The sequence below is a fragment of the Granulicella pectinivorans genome (genome assembly GCF_900114625.1).
Classification (GTDB): domain Bacteria; phylum Acidobacteriota; class Terriglobia; order Terriglobales; family Acidobacteriaceae; genus Edaphobacter; species Edaphobacter pectinivorans.
Window position 1 is genome coordinate 1,410,352 of the sequence record NZ_FOZL01000001.1, and the last position, 25,157, is coordinate 1,435,508.

The window sequence follows — 25,157 nt, forward strand, 5'->3', positions numbered from 1 at the left end:
AAGATTGCTCTTCTCATTGCGTACTTCCAGCAATGAGACCTTTCCAGCCATTCCCTCCGCTGCCTGAAAGCCGGGGGAGTTTTCTACCTTTTTCCATCGAATGCCTGTCCCAAACGAATGTCAATGTTTTTTACGCATCGGCAAGCGTACGTCCCAAAATGAGTCTTTTCCGCGATATCGGCGTCCAATAGTAGACGTGATACACTTGTGATCGCTGGAAAAGTGAGCGCCCCGACCCTCCACAGTGAGCGTCAATATGGCTTGCCACCGCGGTTTTATCCGCATATCCAAATTTCCAGCCACCGCATCCAATCACAAGGGAAGCCTCTATCTACCGCCGTCCGAGAACGGTTTGGGTACGATTTATTCCCGCAAAAATTTAAGCAAGAAGCGAGTCCACACGTGGCTGATGAAATCGATAAGTACGACGACGACCTAGATAAACTGATCGACACCGGCAAGGAGAAGGGCTACCTCACCTATGGGGAAGTCAACGACCTGCTGCCGGGCGATATTACCTCTCCCGACGACCTCGACGACCTGTTGACGACCATCAATACCCAGGGCATCGACGTGCTTTCGGGCGAAGGACGCATGTCGGATCGGGACAAGTACGAGCCCGAGGCCGGGGAAGAGTCCGACGACGTCGAACTCGATCTCTCGCCCGGAACGCTTGAGAAGACCAACGACCCTGTCCGCATGTACCTGCGCGAGATGGGCACCGTGCCGCTGCTCACGCGCGAGGGTGAGGTCGAGATCGCCAAGCGCATCGAGCGCGGGCAGATCCGCGTGATGAAGGCCATCTCCCGTTCGCCGATCGTGATTCGCGAGATCGTCGGCCTGGGTGAGGATCTGCGCCGCGGGGTGCGGAACATCAAGGAAGTGGTCACCTTCGACGAGGAAGAGCTCACCGAGGAGATCCTGCAGTCCCGCGTACGCGCGACCGTGAGCCGTATCGACGTGATCGTCAAGCACCAGAAGAAGGTCTCGCAGCTCGAAGAGAAGCTTGAGCCTTCGACGACCAAGGACACCAAGCAGAAGGTCAAGGATCAGCGCAAGCTGCGCTGGCTGATCGGCCGCGAGCACGTGTACATCAACCGCGTTGTGCGCGAGTTGAAGTACACCAACGGCGAGAAGAAGCGGCTGCTCGACAAGGTGAACAAGACCGTCGACGCGATGCGTACGCTGGAGCGCCAGATCAAGTCGCTGGACGCCAAGTATGAGGCTTCGCGCTCGGAAGAGCTGAAGAAGGAGTACAAGCGCCAGCAGAAGAACTGCCGCATCGATCTCGAGCAGGTGGAGAAGGATGCCGGTATCTCGCTGGTGGATCTGAAGCGCACGCAGCGCGAGATGATCCAGGGCGACATGGATGCCGAGCGCGCCAAGCGTGAACTCATCGAGGCCAACCTTCGCCTCGTGGTGTCGATTGCCAAGAAGTACACGAACCGCGGCCTGCAGTTCCTCGACCTGATTCAGGAGGGCAACATCGGCCTGATGAAGGCGGTCGACAAGTTCGAGTATCGCCGTGGCTACAAGTTCTCGACGTACGCGACGTGGTGGATTCGTCAGGCGATTACGCGCGCCATTGCGGATCAGGCTCGTACGATCCGTATTCCGGTACACATGATCGAGACGATCAACAAGCTGATCCGGACGTCGCGCCAGTTGGTGCAGGAGCTTGGGCGTGAGGCCTCCTCGGAAGAGATCGCGCGTCGTATGGATATCCCGGTTGCGAAGGTCCGCAAGGTCCTGAAGATCGCACAGGAGCCCATCTCGCTTGAGACGCCGATTGGTGAAGAGGAAGATTCGCACCTTGGCGACTTTATCGAAGATCGCATGGCGGTCAGCCCGTCGGATGCCGTGATCTCGGTGAACCTCAAGGAGTACACGTCGCAGGTGCTGCGTACGCTGACCCCGCGCGAAGAGCGTGTGATCAAGATGCGCTTTGGCCTTGAAGACGGCTCCGAGCATACGCTTGAAGAGGTCGGCCAGAGCTTCCAGGTGACGCGTGAGCGCATCCGGCAGATCGAGGCGAAGGCTCTCCGGAAGCTTCGTCACCCGAGCCGCAGCCGCAAGCTGAAGGCGTTCGTGGATGGCGTCAAAGAAGTTTAGGTTCAACATTGACCATCGCCGCACTCATTCGAGTGCGGCGATGGTTTTTAAGGCATGGGAACTACGCCTCGCGGTCCTGCGTACTGCTTTCCGACGAGGTATCCGCTATGCTCTATCCCGACAGCATCTATACCGCCCGCATGAACGACCAGCAGCGTGCCTGGTTTTACGCCGAGTACGAACGCGCCCGCAAGGACGAGATCGCCGGTGTGCTCTTTGCCATCTTCCTCGGGGGATGGGGCATCCATCACTTCTACCTGGGCAATACCGGGCTCGGCATCCTCTATGTGCTGTTCTTCTGGACCGGGATCCCGCACATCCTTGGCTGGATCGAGTGCTTCTTCATGCCGGCACGGGTGCGCGCTTACAACGTCGCCGTAGCCTCACAGATCGCCAACGGCATTCTCTCGTATCCACCGCCGCCGGCCTACCGCCAGGCGACGGTGACCGGGGTTCCGGCGTAGTCGAACTCGACCGCGCCGCCGTTCTGCGCGGTGATGGTCGCTCCTTCGAGCGTTACGCCGCGGGCGTTGGCGAACTTCCACCGCAGGGTGATATGGGCCTTCTTTTCGCCTGAGATCGTCAGCTTGTTGCCGCTGTGGACCAGCGTGCGGCCTTCGAAGTCGGTCTCGGTGACATCCTCGGCGGAGCTGCCGACGATCTCGAAGATACGCCGATCATCGAGCGTCTTGATGGAGGTGTTGCCGCTTTCGCTCGAAGGGACAAGCGTCATCACATCCTCGGGGATCTTCGGGATGACCGCGCCGGCACGAATCCAGACGGGGATCGTATCGAGCGGGGCCTGCTCCACGATGGTGGTGCCGCCGTTGGTGGCGACACCGGTCCAGTACTGAATCCAGCGGATGGGAGCCTTTTCCGCGCCGGCATGCTCGGGGAGATAGACGACGCGCGATGTGCCCTCATCGATGACCGGAGCGACGAGCATGTCGGGGCCGAAGAGATATTCATCCTTGCGCGATTGCGCGTGGGCGTCGTTCTGGTTGTCGAGCACAAGCGCACGCATCAGCGGCATGCCTGTCTTCTGGGCCTCGAGGGCGGCTGCGTAGCGATAGGGGAACAGGCTCATATGCAGCACGGAGTACTTGCGGTAGTTGTCGAGCGCGCGTGTTCCTCCGGTCTTCTGATCGAAGTCCCATGGCGAGATGTTCGCCTCGGACATCACCTGCATCACGGGGGAGAAGGCGGAGTACTCGGTCCAACGCATCAACAGCGGAACGTCGGGCGTGGAGGCTGTTTTTTCGTAGCCGCCGAGGTCGGTGGCCCAGAGCGGCATGCCGCTTAGACCCGCGCCAATGCCGGCTGTGACGACAGTGGGGAGGCCGTTGTCGGGGCTGAAGCTGGCTTCGTTGTCGCCACCCCACAACATGCCGATTCCGTTCGCTCCGGCGGTCACGCTGCGGGCGAAGAGGACGCCGTTGCCCTTCAGATCTTTCTGGATCAGCTCTTCCATTGCGTTGTTGTAGAGCACGGCGTAGCGGTTGCGCATGACGCGCTGGTCGCTGCCATCGGCGAAGGAGACGTCGCCGATGAAGTTGCCTTCGGCATCGTCATCCTTGAATCCATCGGCGCCGGCAGCGATCGCGAGACGCACCTGATCCTGCCACCAGCGCTTCGCGGCGGGCTTGGTGAAGTCGATGAGCGATCCCTCGCCCTTCCACCAGCGACCGACGTAGGGCTCGCCCTTCAGGTTCTTGACGAAGTAGCCATTGCCCGCGGCCTCGGCATAGTTGTCGGACATCGCGGCAATCTTGCCTTCAAAGCCGGCCTCGTGCGGCGGGTCGGACTTCGAGTTGATCCATGAGGTATGCCATAGCACCATCTTGTAGCCCTGCTCGTGCAGATGCTTGATCATGCCGGGTGCGTCGTTGAACTGCTTCGGGTTGAACTTGTAGTTGTTGTAGGCGGAGGCCCAGGGCGAATCGATGAGGATGACGCTGGCGGGCAGACCGAGCGCGCGCATCTTGTCGACGTCTTCGAGTACCTGTGCGTCGTTCTGGTGGAAGTCGCGTCCCTTCCATGGCGCGAAGGCCCAGTAGGGAGGCACGATGGCGCGTCCTGAGAGGGCCGTGAAGTTTGCAAGGATGGTCCTGAACTGCGGGCCCAAGAAGAGGACGATGCGCAGGCGTCCCGCGGCCACGTCGACGATGGCGTCGTCCTTGCTGGTTGCGTTCATGTCGAAGGTGGCCTCGCCGGTCGTATCCACCCACAGGCCGTAACCGGTGGTGCTCATGAAGAAGGGCATCGGCTTGTAGGTTGAGCTGCCCTTGGGGCCGCCGTTGTCCTGGGAGAGGTTCTTCACGATCTGGTGCGAGTGGTTCAGGACGTCGAAGTGCTCGCCGAGCCCATAGTAGTTGGCGGAGTCGCGCACGTAGAAGCGCCAGATGCCGACCTGCGAGGCGAGCGATCGAATCTCCAGGACGCCGGGGCTGAGTTCCTTGAAGTGGAGCTTGGTGGTGGGGACGGGTACGCCGTCGAAGTCGAAGTCGTGGATCAAAAGCTCGGAGGTCGCGTCGACGTTTGGGCTCGCCTGTTTGCCGGGAATCGTCACCGCTACGGCATCGGCATCGCGGCGGCGCAGACCTGCCACCGGCGCTTCGGCGACGCGGGTCATGGTGGCCGCGCCGGGTGTGGCCTGCACCTCGTCCGTCTGTTCGGGGGCCGCCTTGTCAGGCGTTTTGCTGCGCGCTGTCTTTGCGGGGGCTTTCTTTGTCTGCGCCGCTTTGGCGGGTACGGTCGTCGTCTGCGAGGCCTGCGACTGAGCCCAGGTGGAAGCGGGGGCAAGCAAAAGACCGGCCAGAACAAGCGAAGGGTGAATCTGTAACTTTTTCACGTACACACTCCAGGCAGCGTCGAACGGCAGAGTCGGAAAACGAAAGAGGCTTGCGCGGTCAAAGACCACGCAAGCCAATTCTACTCAGCCGGGATTTCGATGGACCACCCAATCGCTAGTAGGGCCGTGGCGGAGGTGGTGCGCCGTATCCGAGCGCATGCCGGATGCCGACGTCATAGCCGCGCCGAAACCCCATGCGGTAGTCGCCGCGCACATTCTCCGGCACATGCGGACGGCGGAACTCATCGCGGTTATTCACATTCGGTCGCCGGTGGTTCTGGATATCGCGCTCCGCGCCCACGATGCCATCGCGAAAGCCCTGGCGCGCAATCTCACGCAGTTCACCCGGCGGTACATCCCATCCACCCTGTCCATAGCCCTCATGCGGCGGCGGGGGAGGCCCATACTGGGCCCTTGCAGCGCTCACGGATCCAAGCATCGCCAAAGCCAACATCGGTGCAGCCCAACGCATCGTTCTCATCGCACACATCCTTTCGCCTTTGGGCATTGCCTGCGTCCGGAACTGTTTACCCGGCACAGCAAGAACGCCGTACAGGAGAGAAAACCCATACGGCGTCCAAGTGTTGCCATGAAGGATGTGGCTTTTAGTAAGGCCGGTTCGGCGGGCCGTATCCGTTGCCCGGACCACCCGCTGCACGCTGGACGGCCATGTCGTAGCCACGGCGGAATCCCATGCGGTAGTCGTCGCGGACGTTGCGCGGTACCTGCGGATGACGGAACTCGTCGCGGTTGTTTACATTCGGCCGGCGATGGTTCTCCATGTCCCGGCGCGCCCCCTGAATGCCGTCACGGAAGCCCTGCCGGGCAAACTCGCGCATCTCCTGGGGTGGTGCCTCCCAGCGATTGTCCCGGTCCTGCCCATACCCGGGCTGACCCTGCGGGGGATAACCCTGCTGTTGCTGCTGGGGGTACGGCTGCGGCTGCGGGTAGCCCTGGGCGAACGATAGTCCCGCCGTTCCAAGGAGAACCACTGCAAGTGCCGGTGCTGCGAATTTCAAGGTTTTCATCACGTTCTCCTGGGCATGCATAACGCATGCAAAATCAATCAGATGGATTCCACCCCGGGGCCGTTGTCCAGATGCTCAAAATAAGAAAACGCCGTCCGGGAGCAACCCCGGACGGCGTTTTTGAGAGACGGCAACGCGACTACATGTTGGTATGTCCGCCGCGCATGTCTTCGTTGAAGGTGGGTTTGATGAAGGCGAGTGCGTCGGCCATGTCGACCTCATACTGGGCGCGCGCTTCCATCAGCTTCTGGGTGGGTGTGACGAATCCGTCGTCGCCGGCCGGCGCGAGCAGACCATCGCTTACCAGCGTCGCAACGGAAGCCTTCAGGTCGCTGACGGTCGTATTGAGGTACTGGGCATCGCGCGGATCGAGCACCCAGACCGGAGCGCCTTTGCCCAGCACGCCCGAGAGCCAGTAGACCTTCGCGGCCAGGAACTCACGACGCTGCGTCTCGCTGGTGTCGTTGAAGATGAACTTCGACTGCTTCATGCTGTAGTACCGCGTGGTGACGGGCACGGGCTGGCGGTTGCCGCTCTTGACGAGCTCAAGCTGTCCCTGGTCCATCGTCTTGCGCACGGCGTTGTAGATAAAGCCTTCGGCAAACGGCTGCTCCATCGCCGGAACGATGGTGGCGAAGGTGACGGTCATGGAAGCCGCAACCTTCGCGTGCAAAGGGCTGTCTTCGCCGTCTTCGAGCTTCACTTCACCATGCACGAGGAACGTATCCGCGCCCGAGCTCGAGGGATGGAAGGGCCATCCGAACTTCGAGAAGCTGACCGGCAGGCCGCTCAAGGTCATATAGTCGTTCGGCCGTGGATTCTTCAGGCGCGTTGCGGTTTCGGCGAGGTAGGTCTTCACCGCCTCCAGCAGATCCGTGCGGCCAAACTCAAACTTCTCGCTCAGCTCCAGGCCCTGCGTCTTCGACGCGTCGGCGGCCAATGCCAGCGTAAACTTCGTGGTTGCCTTGCCGGAGAAGTCGACACCGGGCTCGGTTGCCGTGACCTTCAAACCAGCCGCCGCGGCAGCCTGCTCAACCTGCGCCATCAAAACCGTCGTTGTACCCATGCTCATTCGGAAAACCATCCTTCGGACTGCAAAACTTTACGATCCCTCTATTTTACGCAGTCCGGAGCGTGTGCGCCTCGAAAGCCTTCGTCTCGCGCTGCTAAAATCACCCCCTATGGCCGATCCCGCCCTTCCCCAGTCAGCGCGCCAACTGCTCGAACTCGCCGCCCGCAACGCCATCGCCGAAGAGGGAGGAGGCCCCGAGCGACGCGCCCGCGAAACCAAGGCGGGCAAGCTCTCCGCGCGGGAGCGCATCGACTTCCTGCTGGACGAGGGCACCTTCGAGGAGGCCGACAAGTTCGTCACCCACCGCGCGACCGACTTCGGCATGGCCGCGCAGCGCGTGCCGGGCGACGGCTTTATTACCGGGTACGGTCGCGTCAACGGGCGGGTGACGTTCGTCTTCGCGCAGGACTTTACCGTGCTTGGCGGGTCGTTGTCGGAGGCAAATGCCGCGAAGATCGTGAAGATGATGGACCTTGCCATGAAGGTCGGCGCTCCGGTCGTGGGCTTGAATGACTCCGGCGGAGCTCGCATTCAGGAGGGCGTCGTCTCGCTGGCCGGGTATACGGACATCTTTCTGCGCAACACGCTGGCGTCGGGTGTCGTGCCGCAGATCTCGGCGATCCTGGGGCCATGCGCTGGCGGAGCCGTCTATTCGCCCGCCATCACGGACTTTACGTTGATGACCGCGAAGACGAGCTACATGTTCGTCACCGGGCCGGATGTGATCAAGACGGTGACCCATGAAGACGTCACGATGTCCGACCTTGGCGGTGCCGCGACCCACAACGAAATCTCCGGCGTAGCCCACTTCATCGCCGCGGACGACCGTGAGTGCCTGGCGCTGGTCCGCGAGCTCCTTGGCTTTCTGCCTTCGAACAACCTTGAAGATCCACCGCGACGGCCGAACACCGACCCACGCGATCGCGCGGACAAGGCTCTTGACACGCTGATCCCGACCGAGTCGAATCAGCCCTACGACATCAAGGACGTCATCACCCGCGTGGTCGACGAGGCCTATTTCTTCGAGATCCAGGAGGCCTATGCGCGGAACATCGTCATCGGCTTCGCGCGCATGGATGGACGTCCCGTAGGCATCGTCGCCAATCAGCCAGCCTTCCTGGCCGGTGTGCTGGACATCAACGCGAGCGTAAAAGCCGCGCGGTTCGTGCGTTTTTGCGACGCTTTCAGTATTCCGCTCATCGTCTTCGAAGACGTTCCGGGGTTCATGCCCGGCGTCCAGCAGGAGCATGGAGGCATCATCCGCCATGGTGCCAAGCTGCTCTATGCGTTTGCGGAAGCGACGGTTCCGAAGCTCACCGTCATCACCCGCAAGGCATACGGCGGAGCCTATTGCGTGATGAACTCGAAGCATCTGCGGGCGGATTTGAACATCGCCTGGCCGACGGCTGAGATCGCGGTAATGGGACCCGAGGGTGCGGTCAATATCGTCTACAAGAGCGAGCTTGCGCGCACGGTGAAGGACGCGGAAGCCATGTGGCCACAGGGCAAACCGTTTACGGAACAAGAAAAGTTACAAATTCTGAGCGAGGCCCGCGCCGAGAAGGTTGCCGAGTTTCGCGAGCGTTTTGCCAACCCGTATGTCGCCGCCGAACGAGGTTACGTCGATGCCGTGATTCCGCCCTCGGAGACGCGCCGCCGGCTCAACACCGCGCTGGACATGCTCGCGACCAAACGCGAAAAGAACCCGCCAAAAAAGCATGGGAATATCCCACTGTAGCCATCACATCCAAGGAGCATGCATGCCCGCAACCCCCATCAGCCGAGGCACCGCCGAACACTATCGCTGGGGAGGCGATCACAACGATGTCTCCGACGGCTGGTACCTTGTGCGTACGCCGGCGCTGAACATCATCGAGGAACGGCTGCCGCCGGCCGCTTTCGAGACGCGCCACTATCACAAGGTGTCGCGGCAGTTCTTCTATGTGCTGGAGGGCGAGCTCACCATGGAGATCGAGCACCATGTCTATGTGCTGAAGGCGGGCGAAGGGGTCGAGATTGCGCCGGGACAGGCTCACCAGGCTGCAAATCATAGCAAACAAGACCTCAGCATCCTGGTCACGAGCCAGCCGCCGAGCCATGGCGACCGCTATGAAGCACTTTGAGTCCGGAATCCGCTTATACGTAAGCAGCTTCGAATAAGTTTCCCGAAAACGGGCATCCGCTCACAAAAAAATTGATAAAAATTTGACGAACAGTCCAGCCATCTGTACGCTCTGTTTTGTATCCGACAACACAGTTTTGGCAGGCAGGCTTTTCTTGGCCCGTCTTGTCGTCTCCCTCAGTCTTTGAGGGATCGCAACAAAACGCTTTCCTTGCGGGACGCGTGCAGTTCGAACAACTGTAGGAACGCTGACATCGGCAAAGACCGCAGCGAATAAAAAAGAACCAAATGTTTCACTCCAGAGCGATCTGGAGACTTTTTCCGAAGAGGTCCATACCTATGAACCATGCCTTTACAAGGGCATGCCGCTCTCTTGCGGCTGTCTTTACCCTGTTCCTGATGATCCTAGCTCTGGTTCCCGCCGCACAGGCGCAGGAGACCACGGCAGGCATCCAGGGAACGATCAAGGATCCCAGCGGTGCCAACATCGCGGGAGCTCTGGTTACCGTCTCCGGAAGCCAATTGATCGGTGAAAAAACCGCGAACACAGACAAGTCGGGCTACTATCGCTTCACCAACCTGCCTCCAGGATCCTACTCTCTGACGGTCAGCGCGAGCGGCTTCTCCGAGACCAAGCGCGATGGCATCCTGCTTCAGGTGGGTCGCCTTCCGAGCATCGATATCAACCTCTCGATCGGTTCGGACAAGACGGTCATCGAAGTCTCCACCGCCGTTCCCCTCATCGACGTCACCCAATCCAACGCTCAGACCAACGTGACCCGCGACGTGCTCGACTACGATCCGCGTGGCCGCTCCTTCCAGTCCGTGATTCAGTTTGCCCCCGGCGCCCGCCAGGAACCGCTTCAGGCCAACGGTTACTCGATCGACGGCGCAACCTCCAGCGAAAACGGCTACCTGATCGACGGCATGCAGAGCAGCGCGCTCGATAGCGGTCAGTCGAAGTCGAACCTGCCCTTCGAGTTCATCCAGGAAGTGGAAGTCAAGACCTCCGGTTTCGCTGCTGAGTTCGGCGGCGCACTTGGCGGCGTTGTCACCGCGACCGAGAAGCGTGGAAGCAACAACTTCCACGGGGAACTGCTCACCTACTACGAAGCGGATCCGCTGGACGCGAGCCCCGCGACGACCGTCCGCTTCAATCCGCAGATCTCCGCCAACGCAAGCAATCGCCTCGACATCCCGTACCAGAACTACACGCCGATCAAGGATCACTATCGTCAGGTGCAGCCCGGCGCCATCGTCACCGGCTACCTGATGAAGGATCGCCTCTGGATGACCGCTGCGATTGAGCCGTATTTCACCTCGACCCGCCGGACGACCAACTTCAACTTCACCAACGGAGCTGTTTCGAGCATCGGTCCGGTCGTCTCCACCCAGGACACGCAGCAGTACTACAGCCTTATCCGTCTCGACGGTAAGGTCACGGACAAGATCCGCGTCTTCGGTGCCTTCCTGTACCAGTACTACCGCATCTCCGGAAGCACGCTGCCCAACCCGGATTCGATCAACGGGCTCTTCAACAGCAGCTCGACCTCGAACCCCTTCAACTTCAACCATGGCCTTGGCAGCGTGCAGCCCAACTCGACCTTTACGGCCGGCGCGGACATCACCATCACGCCTTCGCTTGTCGCCACGACTCGCTACGGCTACTTCTATAACAACCTTCATACCGTAGGAACTCCTGCCGGAATCCGTTACCTGTTCTCCGCCTCGGGCATCGGTACCACCGCCCTCGACGGAACGGTCGGCTCTACCAGCAACGCGGGTGCGCCCGCCCAGCAGGCCTCCGGTTACGCCAACATCGCGGATAACACCGCCACTGCCGCAACCCAGAACATCGTCCACCAGTTCAACCAGGACCTCGCCTACTTCAAGAAGGGCTTCTTCGGACAGCACAACCTGAAGGTCGGCTACCAGTTGAACCACCAGACGTACAACATCCGTCAGCTCTACAACAGCGCCCTTGTTCAGGTGTACTGGGGCCAGACCTACTCGCCTCTCTCGGCGAACCAGCCCAACTGCGCAGCGATCGAAACGACCAACCTGGCTCGCTACGGCCAGACCGGCACCGCCGGCGGCTTCGATCCGACGAGCTGCCGTGGTAACTACGGATATGCCATCGTTCGCGAGTACACCAACGGGAACGGTCAGGTCTCTTCAAACAACCATGGACTGTACGTGCAGGATGCCTGGACGGTCGGTCACGGCCTTACCCTTAACCTCGGCGTTCGTCTGGAGAAAGAGTACGTTCCTTCCTTCAACCTGTACCCCTCGGGCATCAGCTTCGGCCTCGGCGGCAAGGTTGCTCCCCGTCTCGGCGCTGCCTGGGATGTCTTCCAGAATGGCAAGCTGAAGCTCTTCGGCTCCTACGGCGTCTTCAACGATGTCTTCAAACTCAACCTCGCCATCGGTTCCTTCGGCGGCAACTACTGGCATGGTTGCTACTATGCCCTCGACGACGCAAACTACACTCGCATCCAGCCCATCCGTGACGCAAACGGTCACTACTGCTCTGGAACCGGACCTGCCAACCTCGCGGCCGTCACGCCCGCCCCCGCCATCCGCTTCATCGAGAACCAGGACTTCCGCATCGCTGCGAACGATCCTGCGAACCCGGTCAAGCCAGGCGTCGATCCCAACCTCAAGCCCTTCCGTCAGCACGAGGCTGTCTTCGGTGCGGACTACCAGATTTCGCGTAACTGGTCGTTCGAGAGCCGCTGGACCCGCCGCCGTGTCGATCATGCGATCGAAGACACCGGAATTCAGACCCCCAACGGCGAAGCCTTCCCCATCTCCAACCCGGGTGAAGGAATCGACACGCAGCCCGTACCCAACTGCCCCACCTGCCCTAACCAGCCGAAGGCTGCTCGTGCTTACGATGGTGTGGAGTTCCGCTTCACGAAGGTAGCCAGCCGTCACTGGTTCGGTCAGTTCGACTACACCTACAGTCGTCTTCGTGGAAACTACAGCGGTCTTGTGGACTCCGATATCGCCGATGGAAACTCGACGACGGTAGCTGGTATCCGCTCCACCAGCCCGAACTCCGGACGCGCTTTCGACGAGCCGTACTTCCAGTTCGACGCGCACGGCAAGCCCTTCAACGGCCTGCTCGCCACGGATCGCCCGCACACCTTCAAGGCGATTACCTACTACCGCTTCAGCCCCCTGAAGCGTCACGAGTCGACCGTTGGTCTCTTCCAGCAGATCTACTCAGGCACCCCTCTCAGCTCCTACATCGACGTGGCCGGTGGCGGCAGCTACCAGGTCTACCCCGAGGGTCGCGCCAAGTGGATCCCCATCACGGCGGATGCAACTGGCTTCATGACCTACGGAACCCCCTACCTGCGCCGGACCCCCGTCTTCTTCCAGTCGGATCTGTCCTTCACGCATGCCTACCAGGTCAGCAAGGCTCACGAAGCATGGCGTCTCGGATTCGAAGCCAACCTGACCAACGTCCTGAACACCAAGCGTCCCGTGATCTACGGTTCGAAGATCAACTCGCCGAACAAGTCGGGTCAGTTCATCAAGCCGGTCGGTTACAACACCGGTGGCGCGCTGAACTACTCGCTCCTCATGCACGCCTACGACTACCAGGGCCTTTCGAACACAACGGCTTCGCAGATTACTCTCAACAGCGAGTATGGCGTGCCGACTGCGTTCCAGACCCCACGTCAGATCCGTCTGAAGATCAAGTTCGTCTTCTAACGCAATCGCAACCGAACCCTGTGGGGGGAGCCGTCCAGCGGCTCCCCCACAGGCGTTAACGCACCAGGCAAGCCGTACGCAATGAAGAGGGGGAAGGCCATTTGGCCTTCCCCCTCTTCATTGCGGAAGAAATCTTTAGCTGCCTGTATCGACTTTCAGGTTGATGGTGAACGCGGTCTTTGAATCGAAGGAGCTGATCGTCTTCACGGCGCTCTTCTTGCCATTGTGCTCTGCCCACAACTCGTAGTCGGTGGTGGAGGAGAGCTGGCCGAAGCGGAAGCTGCCTGTCTCGTCGGCGATAAAGCTCTTGATCGAAAGCGTATGGTCGTCCTTCAGGTAGACGATCGCGCCCTTCATCGGGGCGTCCGACTTATCGGTCACCCTTCCCGACACCGTCCGTTGCGAAGCCTGTGCCATCAAGGCTACCGGCTGCAGCACGGAAGCGCCCGTACCTGCGAGACAAACCGCCAGAACAAGGGAACCAAACCGGGACCGGGAAGCGTTTTTCATGCTCCAATTATACGTCGTTTCAGCAACTTGCGGCGTGTCACTCCACTTCGTCGGCGAACGAAAGCTCTTCCGGATCGTCATACCCCAGCCCATCCATGAGGACTACCTTCAGCGGCTCCAGCGAGACGATCTCCAGTTCCGCACCGCACTCATCGCACTCCAGCAGATCGCCTTCCTCCACCGCGTCGGCGTCCACCACGACCAGGTTCTCGCATTCGGGACAAAGTGCTGGCATCAAAGAACCTCCACAGGATGATACAAACGATGCAGAGAGAACATCATCGCATCCGTGCCGGTCTCGCGGGATGAATCTTCCGTCATCCAGCAGGTCTGCAACATAGGAATGGTAGCGCGTCTTTTTGCTGGATCCACTCGTACCTAGATCTACACCCTTCAGACATATATCAGATACCAGAGGCCGAACTGACCATGTTGCTCACCCTTCTTCGCCGCTCCGCCGTCCTCGCTGTCTCCCTGGCGCTTCCTCTTGCCGCGCAGGTTCCTGCCGCTCCGGCCGATCCCGCCATCGCGAAGGCGCTCCAGCAGGTTTCGGCCGACCGCATCCAGGCCACGATCACCAAGCTTGTGTCCTTCAAGAACCGCAGCACACTCTCCAGCATGGACAAGGATCTCCCTCCCGGGACCGGCATCCTGGCCGCCGCCGACTGGATCGAGCAGCAATTTCAGTCGTATTCAGCCGACTGCGGGGGATGTCTTGAGGTGAAGCGCGACACCTTCGTCGAGGCCGGTACGCCCGGGACCCGCATCCTCAAGGACACGCAGCTTAACAATATCTATGCTGTGCTGAAGGGAACGGACCCTGCCCAGAGTGCGCGGCGGGTGCTCGTCACGGGGCATTACGACTCCCGCAACTCGGACAACTTCAATACTCACGATCCCGCTCCGGGCGCGAACGACGATGCCAGCGGTGTGGCCGTCTCCCTCGAATGCGCGCGGGTGCTGAGCCAGCTCAAATTTCCGTCGACCATCGTCTTCGTGGCGGTCGCGGGAGAAGAGCAGGGGCTGAACGGAAGCCGGCACCTTGCGCGTCTTGCGAAGGCCGAGGGCTGGCAGCTTGAAGCAGTGCTGAATAACGACATCGTCGGCGGCGACACCACGCCGGGCGATACGACGCAGGACAAGAATAAGGTGCGGGTGTTCTCGGAAGGCGTCCCGGGACCGGCAACCATCGAGCAGGTTCACCTCATCCAGACACTCGGCTCCGAGTCGGATTCGCCCTCGCGGGAGATTGCCCGCGCCATCTTGGACAACTCCCGCACGTACATGGGGCAGCATGCGCAGGGCGCGGCTCCGGCTGGTCCCGGCAAGGCTCGATCGATGGCCATGCGGCTTGTTCCGGCCTTCCAGCCGGTGATGATTCTTCGCCGTGACCGTTTCCTGCGCGGTGGCGATCACACCAGCTTCAACCTGGAAGGCTTCCCCGCGGTTCGCATCACGGAGTGGCAGGAGAACTTCAACCACCAGCACCAGACCCCGCGCGTCGAGAAGGGCATTGAGATCGAGGACAATATCAAGTTCGTCGACTTCAACTATGTGGCGCAGGTCGCGCGGACGAATGCCGCGTCGCTTGCGACCTTCGCCGCCGCTCCGGGCGTTCCGCAGAACGTACACGTCACCACGACGAACCTGGACAACAACACGGAACTGAGCTGGGAGCCGCCTGTGGGCATGCCCGCGGGTGCCTTCTACGAGATTCTCTCCCGCCCCACCGACCAGACCGATTGGACTGCCGTGCAGCCGGTTCACGTCACGAAGATCACCCTGGCGGTCTCGAAGGACAACACGATCTTCGGTATCCGGACGGTGGATGCGGCCGGCCATCGCAGCTATGCGGTTTACCCCGTGCCCGCGCGCGGGATTCGCAACGCCCCCGGGGTTGGAGTCCCCGCCGTCCAACCTGTGGTGAAATAGCTGTACATGGCACGCGGCCCCATCACGCTTACTTTCCCCCCGTTTCACGGAGCGACACGCAGGCTCGTTCTCATCAGCCTGGGTGCCTTCTTCGCCATCGCCGTACTGGGGAGTTTCTCGCCGGACCTGCTGGAGAGGCTCCTCGGCTTCGTCACCCTGATCCCGGCGACGCTCTTCCACGGTCAGGTCTGGCAGCTCTTCACGTACGAGTTTGTCGTGACCGGCATCCTGAACACGATCTTCTGGCTGCTGACGCTCTGGTTCTTCGGCTCGCAGTTGGAGGATCAGTTCGGCAGCCGCTGGCTGACGGAGTACTACCTTCTTACCTCGGCTGCCGGGGCGCTGTTCGCCGCGCTGCTGGCCATGACCGGGCTCTTCCGCATGAGTCCTCTGGTGGCTGCGGCCGGGCCGCGCGGAGCCATCCTCGCTCTTCTTGTGGCTTCCGCCTACGTGTCCGGCGAAGAGATGATTCGCTTCAACTTCATCTTTACCTTGAAGCTGAAGTATCTCGTTGCTATCTACGGGCTTTACTATCTCGCGATCCTTATCCTTGGGCCGAACCGCTTCGGTGCGCTGACCTGCCTGTGCTGCGGACTCGCGGGCTACCTTTATATGCGCTATGCGCCGCGCCGCGGCTTCCTGCCGAACGCGAGCTTCAACCTCTCCGAACGCTATTACGCGATGCGCAACGACTATTACCGCCGCAAGCGCCGCAATGCCGCGAAGAAGTTCGAGGTCTACATGCGCAAGCAGGACCGCGAGGTTCACTTCGACAAGGAAGGCCGCTACGTCGCGCCGGATGACAAGGATCCCACCGACAAGCGGTGGATGAACTAGCCTACTTCGCAGCCGTCTTCTGGATCGGAGAGACCGCAGGCCGGACGTAGGTGTTCATCCAGCGGTCGATCTCCCACAGCACATGCTGCCTGGTCTCCAGCGCGCCGTACGCGTGCGGCTCCAGTGGCAGAAAGACCAGCCGCACCGTGGCTCCCTGGCCCTTCAGCGCGGCGTAGAAGCGTTCGCTCTGGATGGGATAGGTGCCGGTGTTGTCATCGGCTTCGCCGTGGATGAGCAGGATGGGCGTCTTGATCTTGTCCGCATAACTGAAGGGCGACATCTTGTTATAAAGGTCGGGCGCCTGCCAGTACGTGCGGTCTTCGTTCTGGAATCCGTAGGGCGTCAGGCTGCGGTTGTAGGCGCCGCTCTCCGCGATACCGGCCCGGAAGATATCGGTATGGGCCAGCAGGTTGGCGGTCATGAAGGCACCGTAGCTATGGCCCATGACGGCAACGCGCGAGCGATCCACGACTCCCAGGCGAACGCCTTCGTCGATCGCGGCCTTGGCTCCTGCGACGAGTTGTTCCACGTAGGTATCGTTCGGCTGCTGGTCGCCTTCGCCGATGATGGGAATCGTAGCGCTATCGAGGATGGCGTAGCCGGACTGCACGAGGTACACATGCGACTGCCCGCCGAAGGTGGGATAGCGGTTGGGCGACCCCGCCACCTGGCTGGCTGCGTCGCGCGTCTTGAACTCGGCGGGATAGGCCTCCATGAGCGTGGGCAGTGGGCCTTGGCTCTTGTCGTAGCCGGCCGGCAGCCACAGGGTCGCGGTGAGGTCGACGCCGTCGGCGCGCTTGTACTTCAGAAGCTGCTTGGTGGGCATTTTGACGCCGGCATAGCGTGCCGGGAAGACCGTCAGGGCTACGGGATCGCCACCGTGGAAGGGAGCCGCGAAGTAGTTCGGCGACATGGTCTGGCTCTCGCGGCGGATCAAGACCTTGTCGTCCGGCAGCAGGGCTACAGGCTCGTCGTAATAGGGATCCGAGGAGCGAAAGAGGATCTGTTCTGCCCCGCCGCTGAGGGGCATGACCGCGAGGAAGGGTTTGTCGCCCGTGGGCGTTGCGCCCGGCGCGACGAAGTACACGCCCTGACCGTCCGCCGTAAGCTTCAGCACGCGCTTGCCGCTGGCGTTCTCGACCGTCAGCGGGCGTCCGGGGTTCTTGTAGCGCTCCTGCGACGAGCCGGAATAAAGCGTCTTGATCCCGTTGCCGGGCGATGATGGGTCGAATGCGACCAGCATCGATTTGCGATCGGAGAAGCGAGCCTCGCTGACGATGGCCAGGTGCTCGTTGCCCCACTCGATGCCGCGTCCGCCGCCCGGGCCGCCGCGCGCGATCCGCAACGGAGCCTCGTAGATCATCGTCGGCTGGCCTTCGAACGGCTCGGGCAGCGACAGGACGCGGTCGTAGACCGCTGCGCCTTTCTTCGGCCGGCCTCCATCCGCGGCCTCCACCCAGACCAGAGTCGCGGGTGCATCGCTGCGCCACTGGTAGTCGCGCGGTCCGGGCTCGACGGCGTCGCGTGAGATGGGCTGGCTGTCGAGCAGGGAGCGATCCTGCAGAACCTTCGGCACCCCGGCCTTCAGCGTGACGATCTCGGTCTTCATCGGAAAACGCTGCGCCGGAACCGTGTAGCTGAAGGGCCGGTGCAGCATCGAGACCAGGGCGTACCTGCCGTCGGGTGACGGCGATACGCCTTCGAGCATGCCCTTTACCGGAAGCATGCGGGCGGGGCCAACCAGAGGCACAACCGCAAGCTGCGAGGTGGCGTAGTACTCGAAGATCGCTGAGTCGGTCTCGGTCTGAAGCATGTCCTCATAGGTGGGAGCGGGTGTGACCTTGCCCAGGTTCTCACTGATGTCAGGGCCTGCCGGAATCTCGCTCTGCCTGGGAGCCGCGCCGCGTGGTGTGGGAATGACCTTGCACAGCAATGCCTTCGCGTCCGGGAGCCACTCGCAGGGCGTGCGGCCAAGCACGGCATCGAGATGCACGGTGCCGAGTCGATGCGCATGAGACGCCACCACGTCGATGACCCAGAGCTCCAGCCCGGCTGTTGCTGTAACGTCGTTGCGCTCCACAAACGCCACGTGCTTCGAGTCCGGCGACCAGACGGCATTGGTCAGCCTCATCTTGGCCGGGAGGCCGGTGATCAGCCTGGCTGGTCCTCCGACGCGCTGCAAACTCGCACCGATCGCGTATTGCTCCACGCTCGGCCCGCTTACCTTCGGGTTGAAGCGAATGCCTGCGAGGCGATAGCGCGGCTGGGCGACATCGGCGATCGTGGGGAACGTCGCCGGCTGCTGGATCAGCATGGTCCTGCCATCGGGCGAGAGCAGCACCTCAGGCGTGCGAGGGGCGTCCAGCAACTGCTCAATGGGCGCGGGCGGCTTCTGGTAGGTTAGCGCGGTCTGCGCTCCTGCTGCGAATGTGCCCAGTGCCACGACCGATACGCCTGTCCAACGAACCATCCGCTTCATTGCCTGTGTCTCCGCTTGCCGATCTCTCGTCCAACGCGATGGCGCAGCGCGGAAGTGCCGGGGAAACGCACGCGCGGGGAAGGCCATCATCCTGGAAACGATGGTGCGAATATACACGAACGGGCGAAGGGGCCGGTCACGGTCTGTGGCTACGGAACGAGCCCTTGGCGACTGCGACTGCGAGGGATAGAGGTTCCTCTATAGTGGCCGTCCTCTGGCCCACGGCAGCCAGATTGGGATAGCCACCAGGCGGAGTCCGCTGGAAAGTTCCCTTATGTCGGAAGGATGACCGACAAGCGTTTGGCGGCTAGCGTGGAATTCATGTGTGAGGGACCGAGGTCTCGGTTGAGAGCAAGCAGAGTACAGGCTGCACCTGGCCTCGACCCTCGCGGTCATTCGTCATCATCATCCGTGCCACGGAGTCGAGCGCACAGCGATGGTGTATTTCCAGCCTGGGCAGGAGTGGTTCCGTCGAGGCATGGGCGGTCGTCCGGAAGCACGTTGGGCAGATGGAATCCCACGTTCCGTCGCCATTTTCGCGATGATGGTACATAACGGGTCGCATAGAGCCTCGAGGCAATTGGCTAACATCCAGCCCGCAACGGAGGGCGTATGGCAGATACGATTTTGGTGACAGCAGTGGACCGTGATCATGGAGACGGTATCTTCGTCAGCTTTTCGGACGGGACGCACGCACAGTATTCCGTCGATGAGCTTCTTGCGCTCAGGCCCGTGCGCGAATCAGATGAAGACTCCGGTTCGGTTTGAAGGGTGCTGGGCCCTCACGCTTGTCCGCGAGAGGCGACGGTGCAGGAGACACATGCGCGATGGGGGATTCGCCGCGTTGACCGGTAGAGCTCGAGCCTTCCCGGTCATCGTCCAGCGACACTCTTCGGGTATCGAAAATCGTATGCTTGCCTTGCATGGGCCCCACCTCGAAGACCAACGATAGCGGGTTCTCCCTGGACATGCTGAGCCGAATTGCTCTGAGAGGTTCAACGAAGCGGAAGAGCGGCTATGTTCACACAGGCCGTGGTCTTCAGCTTCACGGCGGCCGCTCCGACAATGCTTCGAATCGCCCGGGCCGTCCGCCCCTGCTTGCCGATCACCTTGCCGATGTCCGACGAAGCCACCTGGATATCAAGGTTGTAGCCACGCTCCGATGGGGTGACCGTCACGAAGACGAGCTCAGGAGAATCCACGAGAGCCCTGGTGACGCCGATCAGCAGACTGTGCAGGATCGTACCCTTCATAGCCACTATGTTCGCAGGATGACATAGCGCACACAAGCAAAATATGGATGATCTCCTTCCACTTGTTGCGTTTGGAGCTTTGCGCCGCGATCTGGCTCATGAGATTGAAAAAATGTTTCCGATGAGCAATGGGGAACAGTATCGACAGGTCTCCTCTTCTATCCTGCTGGTCGGAGGGACCGCAAGCCCTTGCCAGCCCAAAGATTGTGCAGGTGAAAAGGCATGCCGATTCCCGTCTTTCGAAACACCATCCTGAAGGCGCTCCATCCCGACATTATCCTGCGGCTCAATCTCAAACCGGTTGTCTTCGAGGTAGAGCACGAGTTCGAATTTCCCGGCAAGCCGATTCAACACCTGTTCTTCGTCGAGGCAGGCATGGCTTCCATGACGGTCACTTTTATGAATGGTGCGCAGGTCGAGGTTGGCACCTTCGGTTACGAATCCGTCATCGGCGTATCCGCCTTGATGGGGACGAAGAAGAGTCTGAATCGGGTCTATACCCAGATCGCGGGCCGTGGATACTCGTGCCTCATGGAAGCCGCCAGGCGCGAATTCGAGTGTGGCGGCCAGTTCCAAAGACTTGCGCTGGCGTATGTCCAGGCGCAGCTCGTGCAGTCGGCGCAATCCACGGCCTGCAATGCGAAGCATGAGGTCGAAAGCCGTCTGGCCCGATGGCTCCTGATCTGCGCGGACCGGGGAAACGACGACAACTTCACGATGTCGCACGACTTTCTGGCGGAGATGCTGGGAAGCACGCGGCCCTCGGTTTCCATTGCAGCCAGGACGCTGAAGCTGGAAGGACTCATCGACTACACTCGGGGCGAGATTCGCATCCTGGACGTTGCGGGGCTCAAGAAAAGGTCCTGTGAGTGCTACCAGGTGATCAAGGACCACCTGGATCACTACGCCAATTTCAGCCACTCCGAGGACCGGAGCAAAGACCTCCGCTGCGTCGCTCTGTAAGAGCCGATACCGACAAGCTTCCCCGAAAAGCCTAGTGTCAGAGATATGGAACCACTTTGCATTACGGAAACGGAATGTATCGATAATGGAGTGCTGGTGACCTTCGATAACGGCGTCACCGCGCTCTTCTCGGCGCCCTTCCTGTTCGCCCATCTCAGCGAGGCCATTGAGGTCTGCGATACAGGGCTGTGATCGCTCCCACGGAACGTGCACCCGCTCAAGCAGAAGGTCCACCTCCGAAGCCGGATGTGGACCTTTTCCGCAGAAGAACCCTTAGCTGCGTGTTGCGATCCGCAGGCTGAGTTCCTTCAACTGCTGTTCGCTCACATCGCTCGGAGCATCGACCATCAGGTCGATCGCCTTGGCCGTCTTCGGGAATGCGATCACCTCGCGGAGGCTCGTCGCACCGGCCAGGATCATGACGATACGATCCAGCCCAAGCGCGATGCCGCCGTGTGGAGGCGTGCCGTACTCAAGCGCATCGAGGAAGAAGCCGAAGCGCTCCTTTGCTTCTTCATCCGACATGCCGAGCGAACGGAAGATCTCCGCCTGCACATCCTTGCGGTGGATACGGATCGAGCCCGACCCGAGCTCCGTGCCGTTCAGCACAACGTCGTAGGCGAGTGCGCGGACGGCACCCTTGTCCGACGTCAGGCGACCGGCCTTGATGTCCTCTTCGTGCGGCGAGGTGAAGGGATGGTGCGCGGCGTTCCAGACCTTCGCTTCTTCGTCCCACTCGTACATGGGGAAGTCGGTGACCCAGAGGAACTTGAAGTCCGCCTCGGTGCCGGTCTTGGTGTAGAAGCCGTGCTTGTCGGCATACTTTTGGCCGAGCTGCAGACGAAGCGCGCCGACCTTCTTCCAGATCCACTGCACGTCGTAGTTCCACATCGCGGGGGTGCCCAGCTTCGGCGTCACGACAACGCTCAAATCGCCCGCTTCCAGCGCCTTGCCGTAGAAGGTCTCCAGCTCGGTCGAAAGCTGTGCGTGGATCGCGTTCGCCAGCGGCGCGAAGGTCTCGTTGGTGCCCAGCCGAGCGAGATCGAGCACATCGAGTCCCGAATCGCCAAAGCTCGCGCGAATTTCGCTCAATAGCGACTTGCGCGCCGTGCCGCTCAGCTCGCCGACGCGGGGAATCGTGAAGCCGAGCACAGGCAAGCCCTGCTCGATCTTCAGCGTCTCGCGTAGCTCCGCCGTCAGCTCGGTTGAGAGATCGACCATCGCCGGCAGACGCATATCCGGCTTGTCGATGCCGTACTTCGCGATGGCGTTGTCGTAGGTCATCTGCACGAATGGCGTCTTGAGATCGATGCCGGCGGTCTTGAACGCAGCGGTCAAAAAACCCTCGACGACCTTGAAGACCGTCTCCTGCCGCGGGAACGTCATCTCGAGATCGATCTGGGTGAACTCCGGCTGGCGATCCGCGCGGAGATCCTCATCGCGGAAGCAGCGCGCAATCTGGAAGTACTTGTCGAAGCCCGAGATCATCAGGATCTGCTTGAAGATCTGCGGCGACTGCGGCAGCGCATAGAACTGGCCGCCATGCACGCGGCTGGGCACGAGATAGTCACGCGCGCCTTCGGGGGTCGACCGCGTCATGAACGGCGTCTCGATCTCCAGGAAGCCCTCGTCCGAGAGGTAGTTGCGGATGGCACGCGCGACCTTGCTGCGCAGCGCGAAGTTGTACTGCATCGCCGGGCGGCGCAGGTCGAGATAGCGGTACTTCAGCCGCACCTCTTCGTTCACCGCGCCCTCTTCCGCGATCGGGAAGGGAGGCGTCTTCGCCTCGTTCAGAATCAGCAACTCGCTGGCAAGCACTTCGACCTCGCCGGTGGCCATATTCGGATTTTCGAGGCCGGCGGCGCGGCGGCGGACTTTGCCAACGACCGCAACCACGTACTCAGGGCGCGACTGCTCGCCTTTGCCGTGTGCAATCGGGGCGAACTCGTTATCGAGCACCACCTGGGCGAGCCCGGTGCGGTCGCGCAGATCGAGGAAGATCAGGTTGCCATGGTCGCGGCGCCGGTTCACCCAGCCCATCAAAACGACGGTCGTACCGTCATCACTAGCGCGGAGATCTCCGCAGTACTTGGTGCGTTCGAGCGTGCCTAAAAAGTCGAGTGTCACAATGTTTCTATTGTAGGCGTTCGCAAGCCCTTTTAGTCCCTCGGGCGTCTTACCCCATTGGTCGGCAACGAAATTTATTACCGACCAACAGGAGGCCCACCGCGAAGCGCAATACGTGTCACGAAGTGACCGTCGCCCGCATAGGGCGCCTTTGTCTTACTTCAAAATCGCCGTCAGCGGCTTTCCGTCGATCCCCGTAAACGAGATTCCCAGCAGCTTCGCGATGGTCGGTGCCACATCGATATTCGGGATCGCCGGAATCTTGCCTTCGGCCTTGATCCCACGTCCGGAGGCGATGAAGATCGCCTGCATCAGCGGCACGGTGTTGGGGAAGCCGTGCGCGCCGGCCTCGAGCGCGGTCGTTACGAATGGCTCCTTGTCGCCATCGCCGAACCTGTAGTCGTCCTGGGCGTAGAGCAGCAGGTCGGGTGCCTGGTTGGTCTGCGCGGGCGTCGGCCAGCCATCCTTCGCGGCCTGCTCCGGCGTCAGCACAGCCCTCACGCCCTTCTGCCCGCGAAACACCTTGGCCAGCGCCTCGGTCGACTCCGGCGTCGCATGCTGCTGGTAGAGCAGCGCGTAGCCGCCCTCGGGGATCGCGTAGGTTTGGCCACCCGGCTTCGATTCGCTGTCGCGCAGCAGGGCGTTGGGGTGCATGACATAGTGCGTGCTCTCCTGCCCATGGTCGGAGACGATGATAAAGGTGGTGCGGTCGAGGTCGCCGCCCTCCCGCACCGCGTCCACGATGTCCTTGACGCGATCGTCCAGGAATGCGATCGTGTTGCGTCCCGCGTCGTTGCCGTACCCCGTCTTGTGCTCGATGCCGTCGAGGGCGAGCAGGTGGAAGAGGCTCAGGTTCGGGTGGTGCTTCTTGAGGATGTCCACCGCCGCGAGCGTGTAGATGCGGTCGCGCCAGGCCTGCGACGGCTTGAAGAAGTGCGCGACCTGGTCCTTCGTCATCGATCCGTCCTTCACGAGATCGTCCACGATCGGCCCTTCATCGGCGCGCTCGGGAAAGCTCCAGTCGATGGTTCCGGGATGCGTGATCGCGACCCAGTCGACCTCGGCGGTCGTCAACCCGGCCTCGTGGGCCGCGTCATACACCGTCGGTACCGCGACCAGCACCTTCTTGGGTGCGGCGAACTGGATCTTCGGATCATCCGTGCCGCGCTGTCCCTGGATCAATCCATTGACCAGCACATGGTGCTTCGAGGCGTTGACTCCCGTAATGATCGCCGTGTGGTTCGGCCAGGTCACGGTCGGGTTGATGGGCTGCATCGCCGCCGCGTAAGCTCCCGTCTTCATCATCCAGTGCAGCGTAGGAGCCGGCAGATTCGGATCTTTCAGGCTCTCCGCCGCGAACGCGTCCAGGCTGATCACGACCACCATCGGCTTGCGGTCCGGCTGCGCCACACAGACACACGAAAGGGCCAGGGTGGCGGAGAGAAGACGCATGGGAAGAGCAAAACGCATAAGAATCCTTGGAAGAAGATGGACACCAGACATCGCCATAGTAATCGATGTGCGTTAAGCCGAAGGCCGACGATAGTGGCCGAACGCCTTCTGATCGCGGAACCCGAACAAACGATTCTCCTCCACGCCACCGCCGATGTTGTGCACCACGACCGCTCCCAGCAGGTCCACCGAACTGACCACGCCGACATGCGGCAACCGTCCGCCCAGACGCCAGCTCAGCATATCGCCGACAAGGAGAGGAGCAGGGAACTCGTTGCCGGCCACCGCGCCTTTCGCTACCCAGATCTGGCATCCTGTCCGGGCCCAGAAGGTCTCCAGATTGGGCACCCTGCGGTGGTCGATGTTGGTGTCCGGCTTCGTCTGTCCCCACGTTGCCCGTGCCGGATAGGCCCCGAAGTTCTTGGCGATATCCGTATGCAAAAGCTCCTGCAGGTCGAGCCCCAGCCCATTTCGTCCGGCGCGCACGACGACATCGGCGCAGACCCCGGTTTCGCGCGGTACATCGCCGTTTGGAAACGCGATTCGGGCGTACCCGGGATCGTACCCTCTGGTCACGCCGAGCTGAGCTCGCGCCGCGCGGGCCAGACGGACGCCAGGCTTCTCCGGGCGTACCGTTGCCGCCAATGCCAAACCGATCAGAAACTCGCGACGAAGCATCGTTCCCACTCCCAGCAG

General features: G+C 61.3%; 21 protein-coding genes. 10 read left to right on the forward strand and 11 right to left on the reverse strand.

Annotated elements, in window-relative coordinates:
* Positions 1-402: 402 nt before the first annotated feature.
* Positions 403-2,112, forward strand: a complete 1,710-nt coding sequence (rpoD, locus tag BM400_RS05650; protein WP_089837428.1) for an RNA polymerase sigma factor RpoD — start codon at positions 403-405, stop codon at positions 2,110-2,112.
* A 107-nt stretch (positions 2,113-2,219) separates the two neighbouring features.
* Positions 2,220-2,576: a TM2 domain-containing protein gene (locus BM400_RS05655; RefSeq protein WP_175528882.1), complete on the forward strand. Its 357-nt coding sequence runs from the start codon at positions 2,220-2,222 to the stop codon at positions 2,574-2,576.
* Here the strand turns inward: BM400_RS05655 and BM400_RS05660 are convergent.
* The 4 genes from BM400_RS05660 to BM400_RS05675 all read right to left on the reverse strand — a co-directional run bounded on the left by BM400_RS05660 (position 2,540) and on the right by BM400_RS05675 (position 7,063).
* Positions 2,540-4,963 carry a TIM-barrel domain-containing protein gene (locus tag BM400_RS05660; protein WP_245781702.1) on the reverse strand — a complete coding sequence of 808 codons (2,424 nt, stop codon included), beginning with the start codon at positions 4,961-4,963 and terminating at the stop codon, positions 2,540-2,542. The genes BM400_RS05655 and BM400_RS05660 overlap by 37 nt on opposite strands.
* Before the next feature lie 115 nt (positions 4,964-5,078).
* A complete protein-coding gene (locus tag BM400_RS05665) occupies positions 5,079-5,444 on the reverse strand; it encodes a hypothetical protein (RefSeq protein WP_089837430.1) in 366 nt (121 codons plus the stop codon).
* Positions 5,445-5,568: 124 nt separating this feature from the next.
* On the reverse strand, positions 5,569-5,991 hold the full coding sequence (locus BM400_RS05670; protein ID WP_089841534.1) for a hypothetical protein: 423 nt from the start codon (positions 5,989-5,991) through the stop codon (positions 5,569-5,571).
* A 139-nt stretch (positions 5,992-6,130) separates the two neighbouring features.
* Positions 6,131-7,063: a hypothetical protein gene (locus BM400_RS05675; RefSeq protein ID WP_089837432.1), complete on the reverse strand. Its 933-nt coding sequence runs from the start codon at positions 7,061-7,063 to the stop codon at positions 6,131-6,133.
* Positions 7,064-7,172: 109 nt separating this feature from the next.
* Between BM400_RS05675 and BM400_RS05680 the strand changes: the two genes are divergently transcribed.
* The 3 genes from BM400_RS05680 (at position 7,173) to BM400_RS05690 (ending at position 12,908) form a co-directional block, all read left to right on the forward strand.
* Positions 7,173-8,801, forward strand: coding sequence for an acyl-CoA carboxylase subunit beta (locus BM400_RS05680; protein ID WP_089837434.1), 1,629 nt, complete (start codon positions 7,173-7,175; stop codon positions 8,799-8,801).
* A gap of 22 nt (positions 8,802-8,823) precedes the next feature.
* Positions 8,824-9,186 (forward strand): cupin domain-containing protein, encoded by a 363-nt coding sequence (locus BM400_RS05685; protein WP_089837436.1) that lies wholly within the window; start codon positions 8,824-8,826, stop codon positions 9,184-9,186.
* Between the two features lie 398 nt (positions 9,187-9,584).
* Positions 9,585-12,908: a TonB-dependent receptor gene (locus tag BM400_RS05690; RefSeq protein WP_175528883.1), complete on the forward strand. Its 3,324-nt coding sequence runs from the start codon at positions 9,585-9,587 to the stop codon at positions 12,906-12,908.
* Positions 12,909-13,043: 135 nt separating this feature from the next.
* Here BM400_RS05690 and BM400_RS05695 read toward each other — a convergent pair whose 3' ends face one another.
* Together BM400_RS05695 and BM400_RS05700 are read right to left on the reverse strand one after the other, a co-directional pair.
* The gene (locus BM400_RS05695; protein ID WP_089837441.1) at positions 13,044-13,418 is read right to left on the reverse strand and encodes a carboxypeptidase-like regulatory domain-containing protein; all 375 of its coding nucleotides are present in this window, start codon (positions 13,416-13,418) and stop codon (positions 13,044-13,046) included.
* A 37-nt stretch (positions 13,419-13,455) separates the two neighbouring features.
* A complete protein-coding gene (locus BM400_RS05700; RefSeq protein WP_089837443.1) occupies positions 13,456-13,653 on the reverse strand; it encodes a hypothetical protein in 198 nt (65 codons plus the stop codon).
* Between the two features lie 194 nt (positions 13,654-13,847).
* On the opposite strand from BM400_RS05700, the gene BM400_RS05705 reads away from it, so the two are divergent.
* The gene (locus tag BM400_RS05705; protein WP_089837445.1) at positions 13,848-15,350 is read left to right on the forward strand and encodes a M28 family metallopeptidase; all 1,503 of its coding nucleotides are present in this window, start codon (positions 13,848-13,850) and stop codon (positions 15,348-15,350) included.
* Between the two features lie 6 nt (positions 15,351-15,356).
* Positions 15,357-16,187, forward strand: a complete 831-nt coding sequence (locus tag BM400_RS05710; protein ID WP_089837447.1) for a rhomboid family intramembrane serine protease — start codon at positions 15,357-15,359, stop codon at positions 16,185-16,187.
* A gap of 1 nt (position 16,188) precedes the next feature.
* Here the strand turns inward: BM400_RS05710 and BM400_RS05715 are convergent, their stop codons facing one another.
* Positions 16,189-18,666, reverse strand: a complete 2,478-nt coding sequence (locus BM400_RS05715; RefSeq protein ID WP_089837449.1) for an alpha/beta hydrolase family protein — start codon at positions 18,664-18,666, stop codon at positions 16,189-16,191.
* A 612-nt stretch (positions 18,667-19,278) separates the two neighbouring features.
* Between BM400_RS05715 and BM400_RS21925 the strand changes: the two genes are divergently transcribed.
* Entirely contained in the window at positions 19,279-19,434 is a 156-nt protein-coding gene (locus BM400_RS21925) for a hypothetical protein (RefSeq protein WP_175528884.1), read from the forward strand.
* 227 nt (positions 19,435-19,661) lie between these two features.
* Here the strand turns inward: BM400_RS21925 and BM400_RS05720 are convergent, their stop codons facing one another.
* Positions 19,662-19,919 (reverse strand): KH domain-containing protein, encoded by a 258-nt coding sequence (locus BM400_RS05720; protein WP_245781703.1) that lies wholly within the window; start codon positions 19,917-19,919, stop codon positions 19,662-19,664.
* Between the two features lie 222 nt (positions 19,920-20,141).
* On the opposite strand from BM400_RS05720, the gene BM400_RS05725 reads away from it, so the two are divergent.
* Positions 20,142-20,882, forward strand: a complete 741-nt coding sequence (locus tag BM400_RS05725; protein ID WP_089837451.1) for a Crp/Fnr family transcriptional regulator — start codon at positions 20,142-20,144, stop codon at positions 20,880-20,882.
* 45 nt (positions 20,883-20,927) lie between these two features.
* Entirely contained in the window at positions 20,928-21,074 is a 147-nt protein-coding gene (locus BM400_RS21930; protein ID WP_175528885.1) for a hypothetical protein, read from the forward strand.
* An 81-nt stretch (positions 21,075-21,155) separates the two neighbouring features.
* Here the strand turns inward: BM400_RS21930 and aspS are convergent, their stop codons facing one another.
* The 3 genes from aspS to BM400_RS05740 all read right to left on the reverse strand — a co-directional run bounded on the left by aspS (position 21,156) and on the right by BM400_RS05740 (position 25,139).
* Positions 21,156-23,009, reverse strand: coding sequence for an aspartate--tRNA ligase (gene aspS, locus BM400_RS05730; protein ID WP_089837453.1), 1,854 nt, complete (start codon positions 23,007-23,009; stop codon positions 21,156-21,158).
* 156 nt (positions 23,010-23,165) lie between these two features.
* Entirely contained in the window at positions 23,166-24,479 is a 1,314-nt protein-coding gene (locus tag BM400_RS05735) for an alkaline phosphatase family protein (protein ID WP_089837454.1), read from the reverse strand.
* Positions 24,480-24,533: 54 nt separating this feature from the next.
* A complete protein-coding gene (locus BM400_RS05740) occupies positions 24,534-25,139 on the reverse strand; it encodes a DUF1287 domain-containing protein (protein ID WP_141223817.1) in 606 nt (201 codons plus the stop codon).
* Between the last annotated feature and the right edge of the window lie 18 nt (positions 25,140-25,157).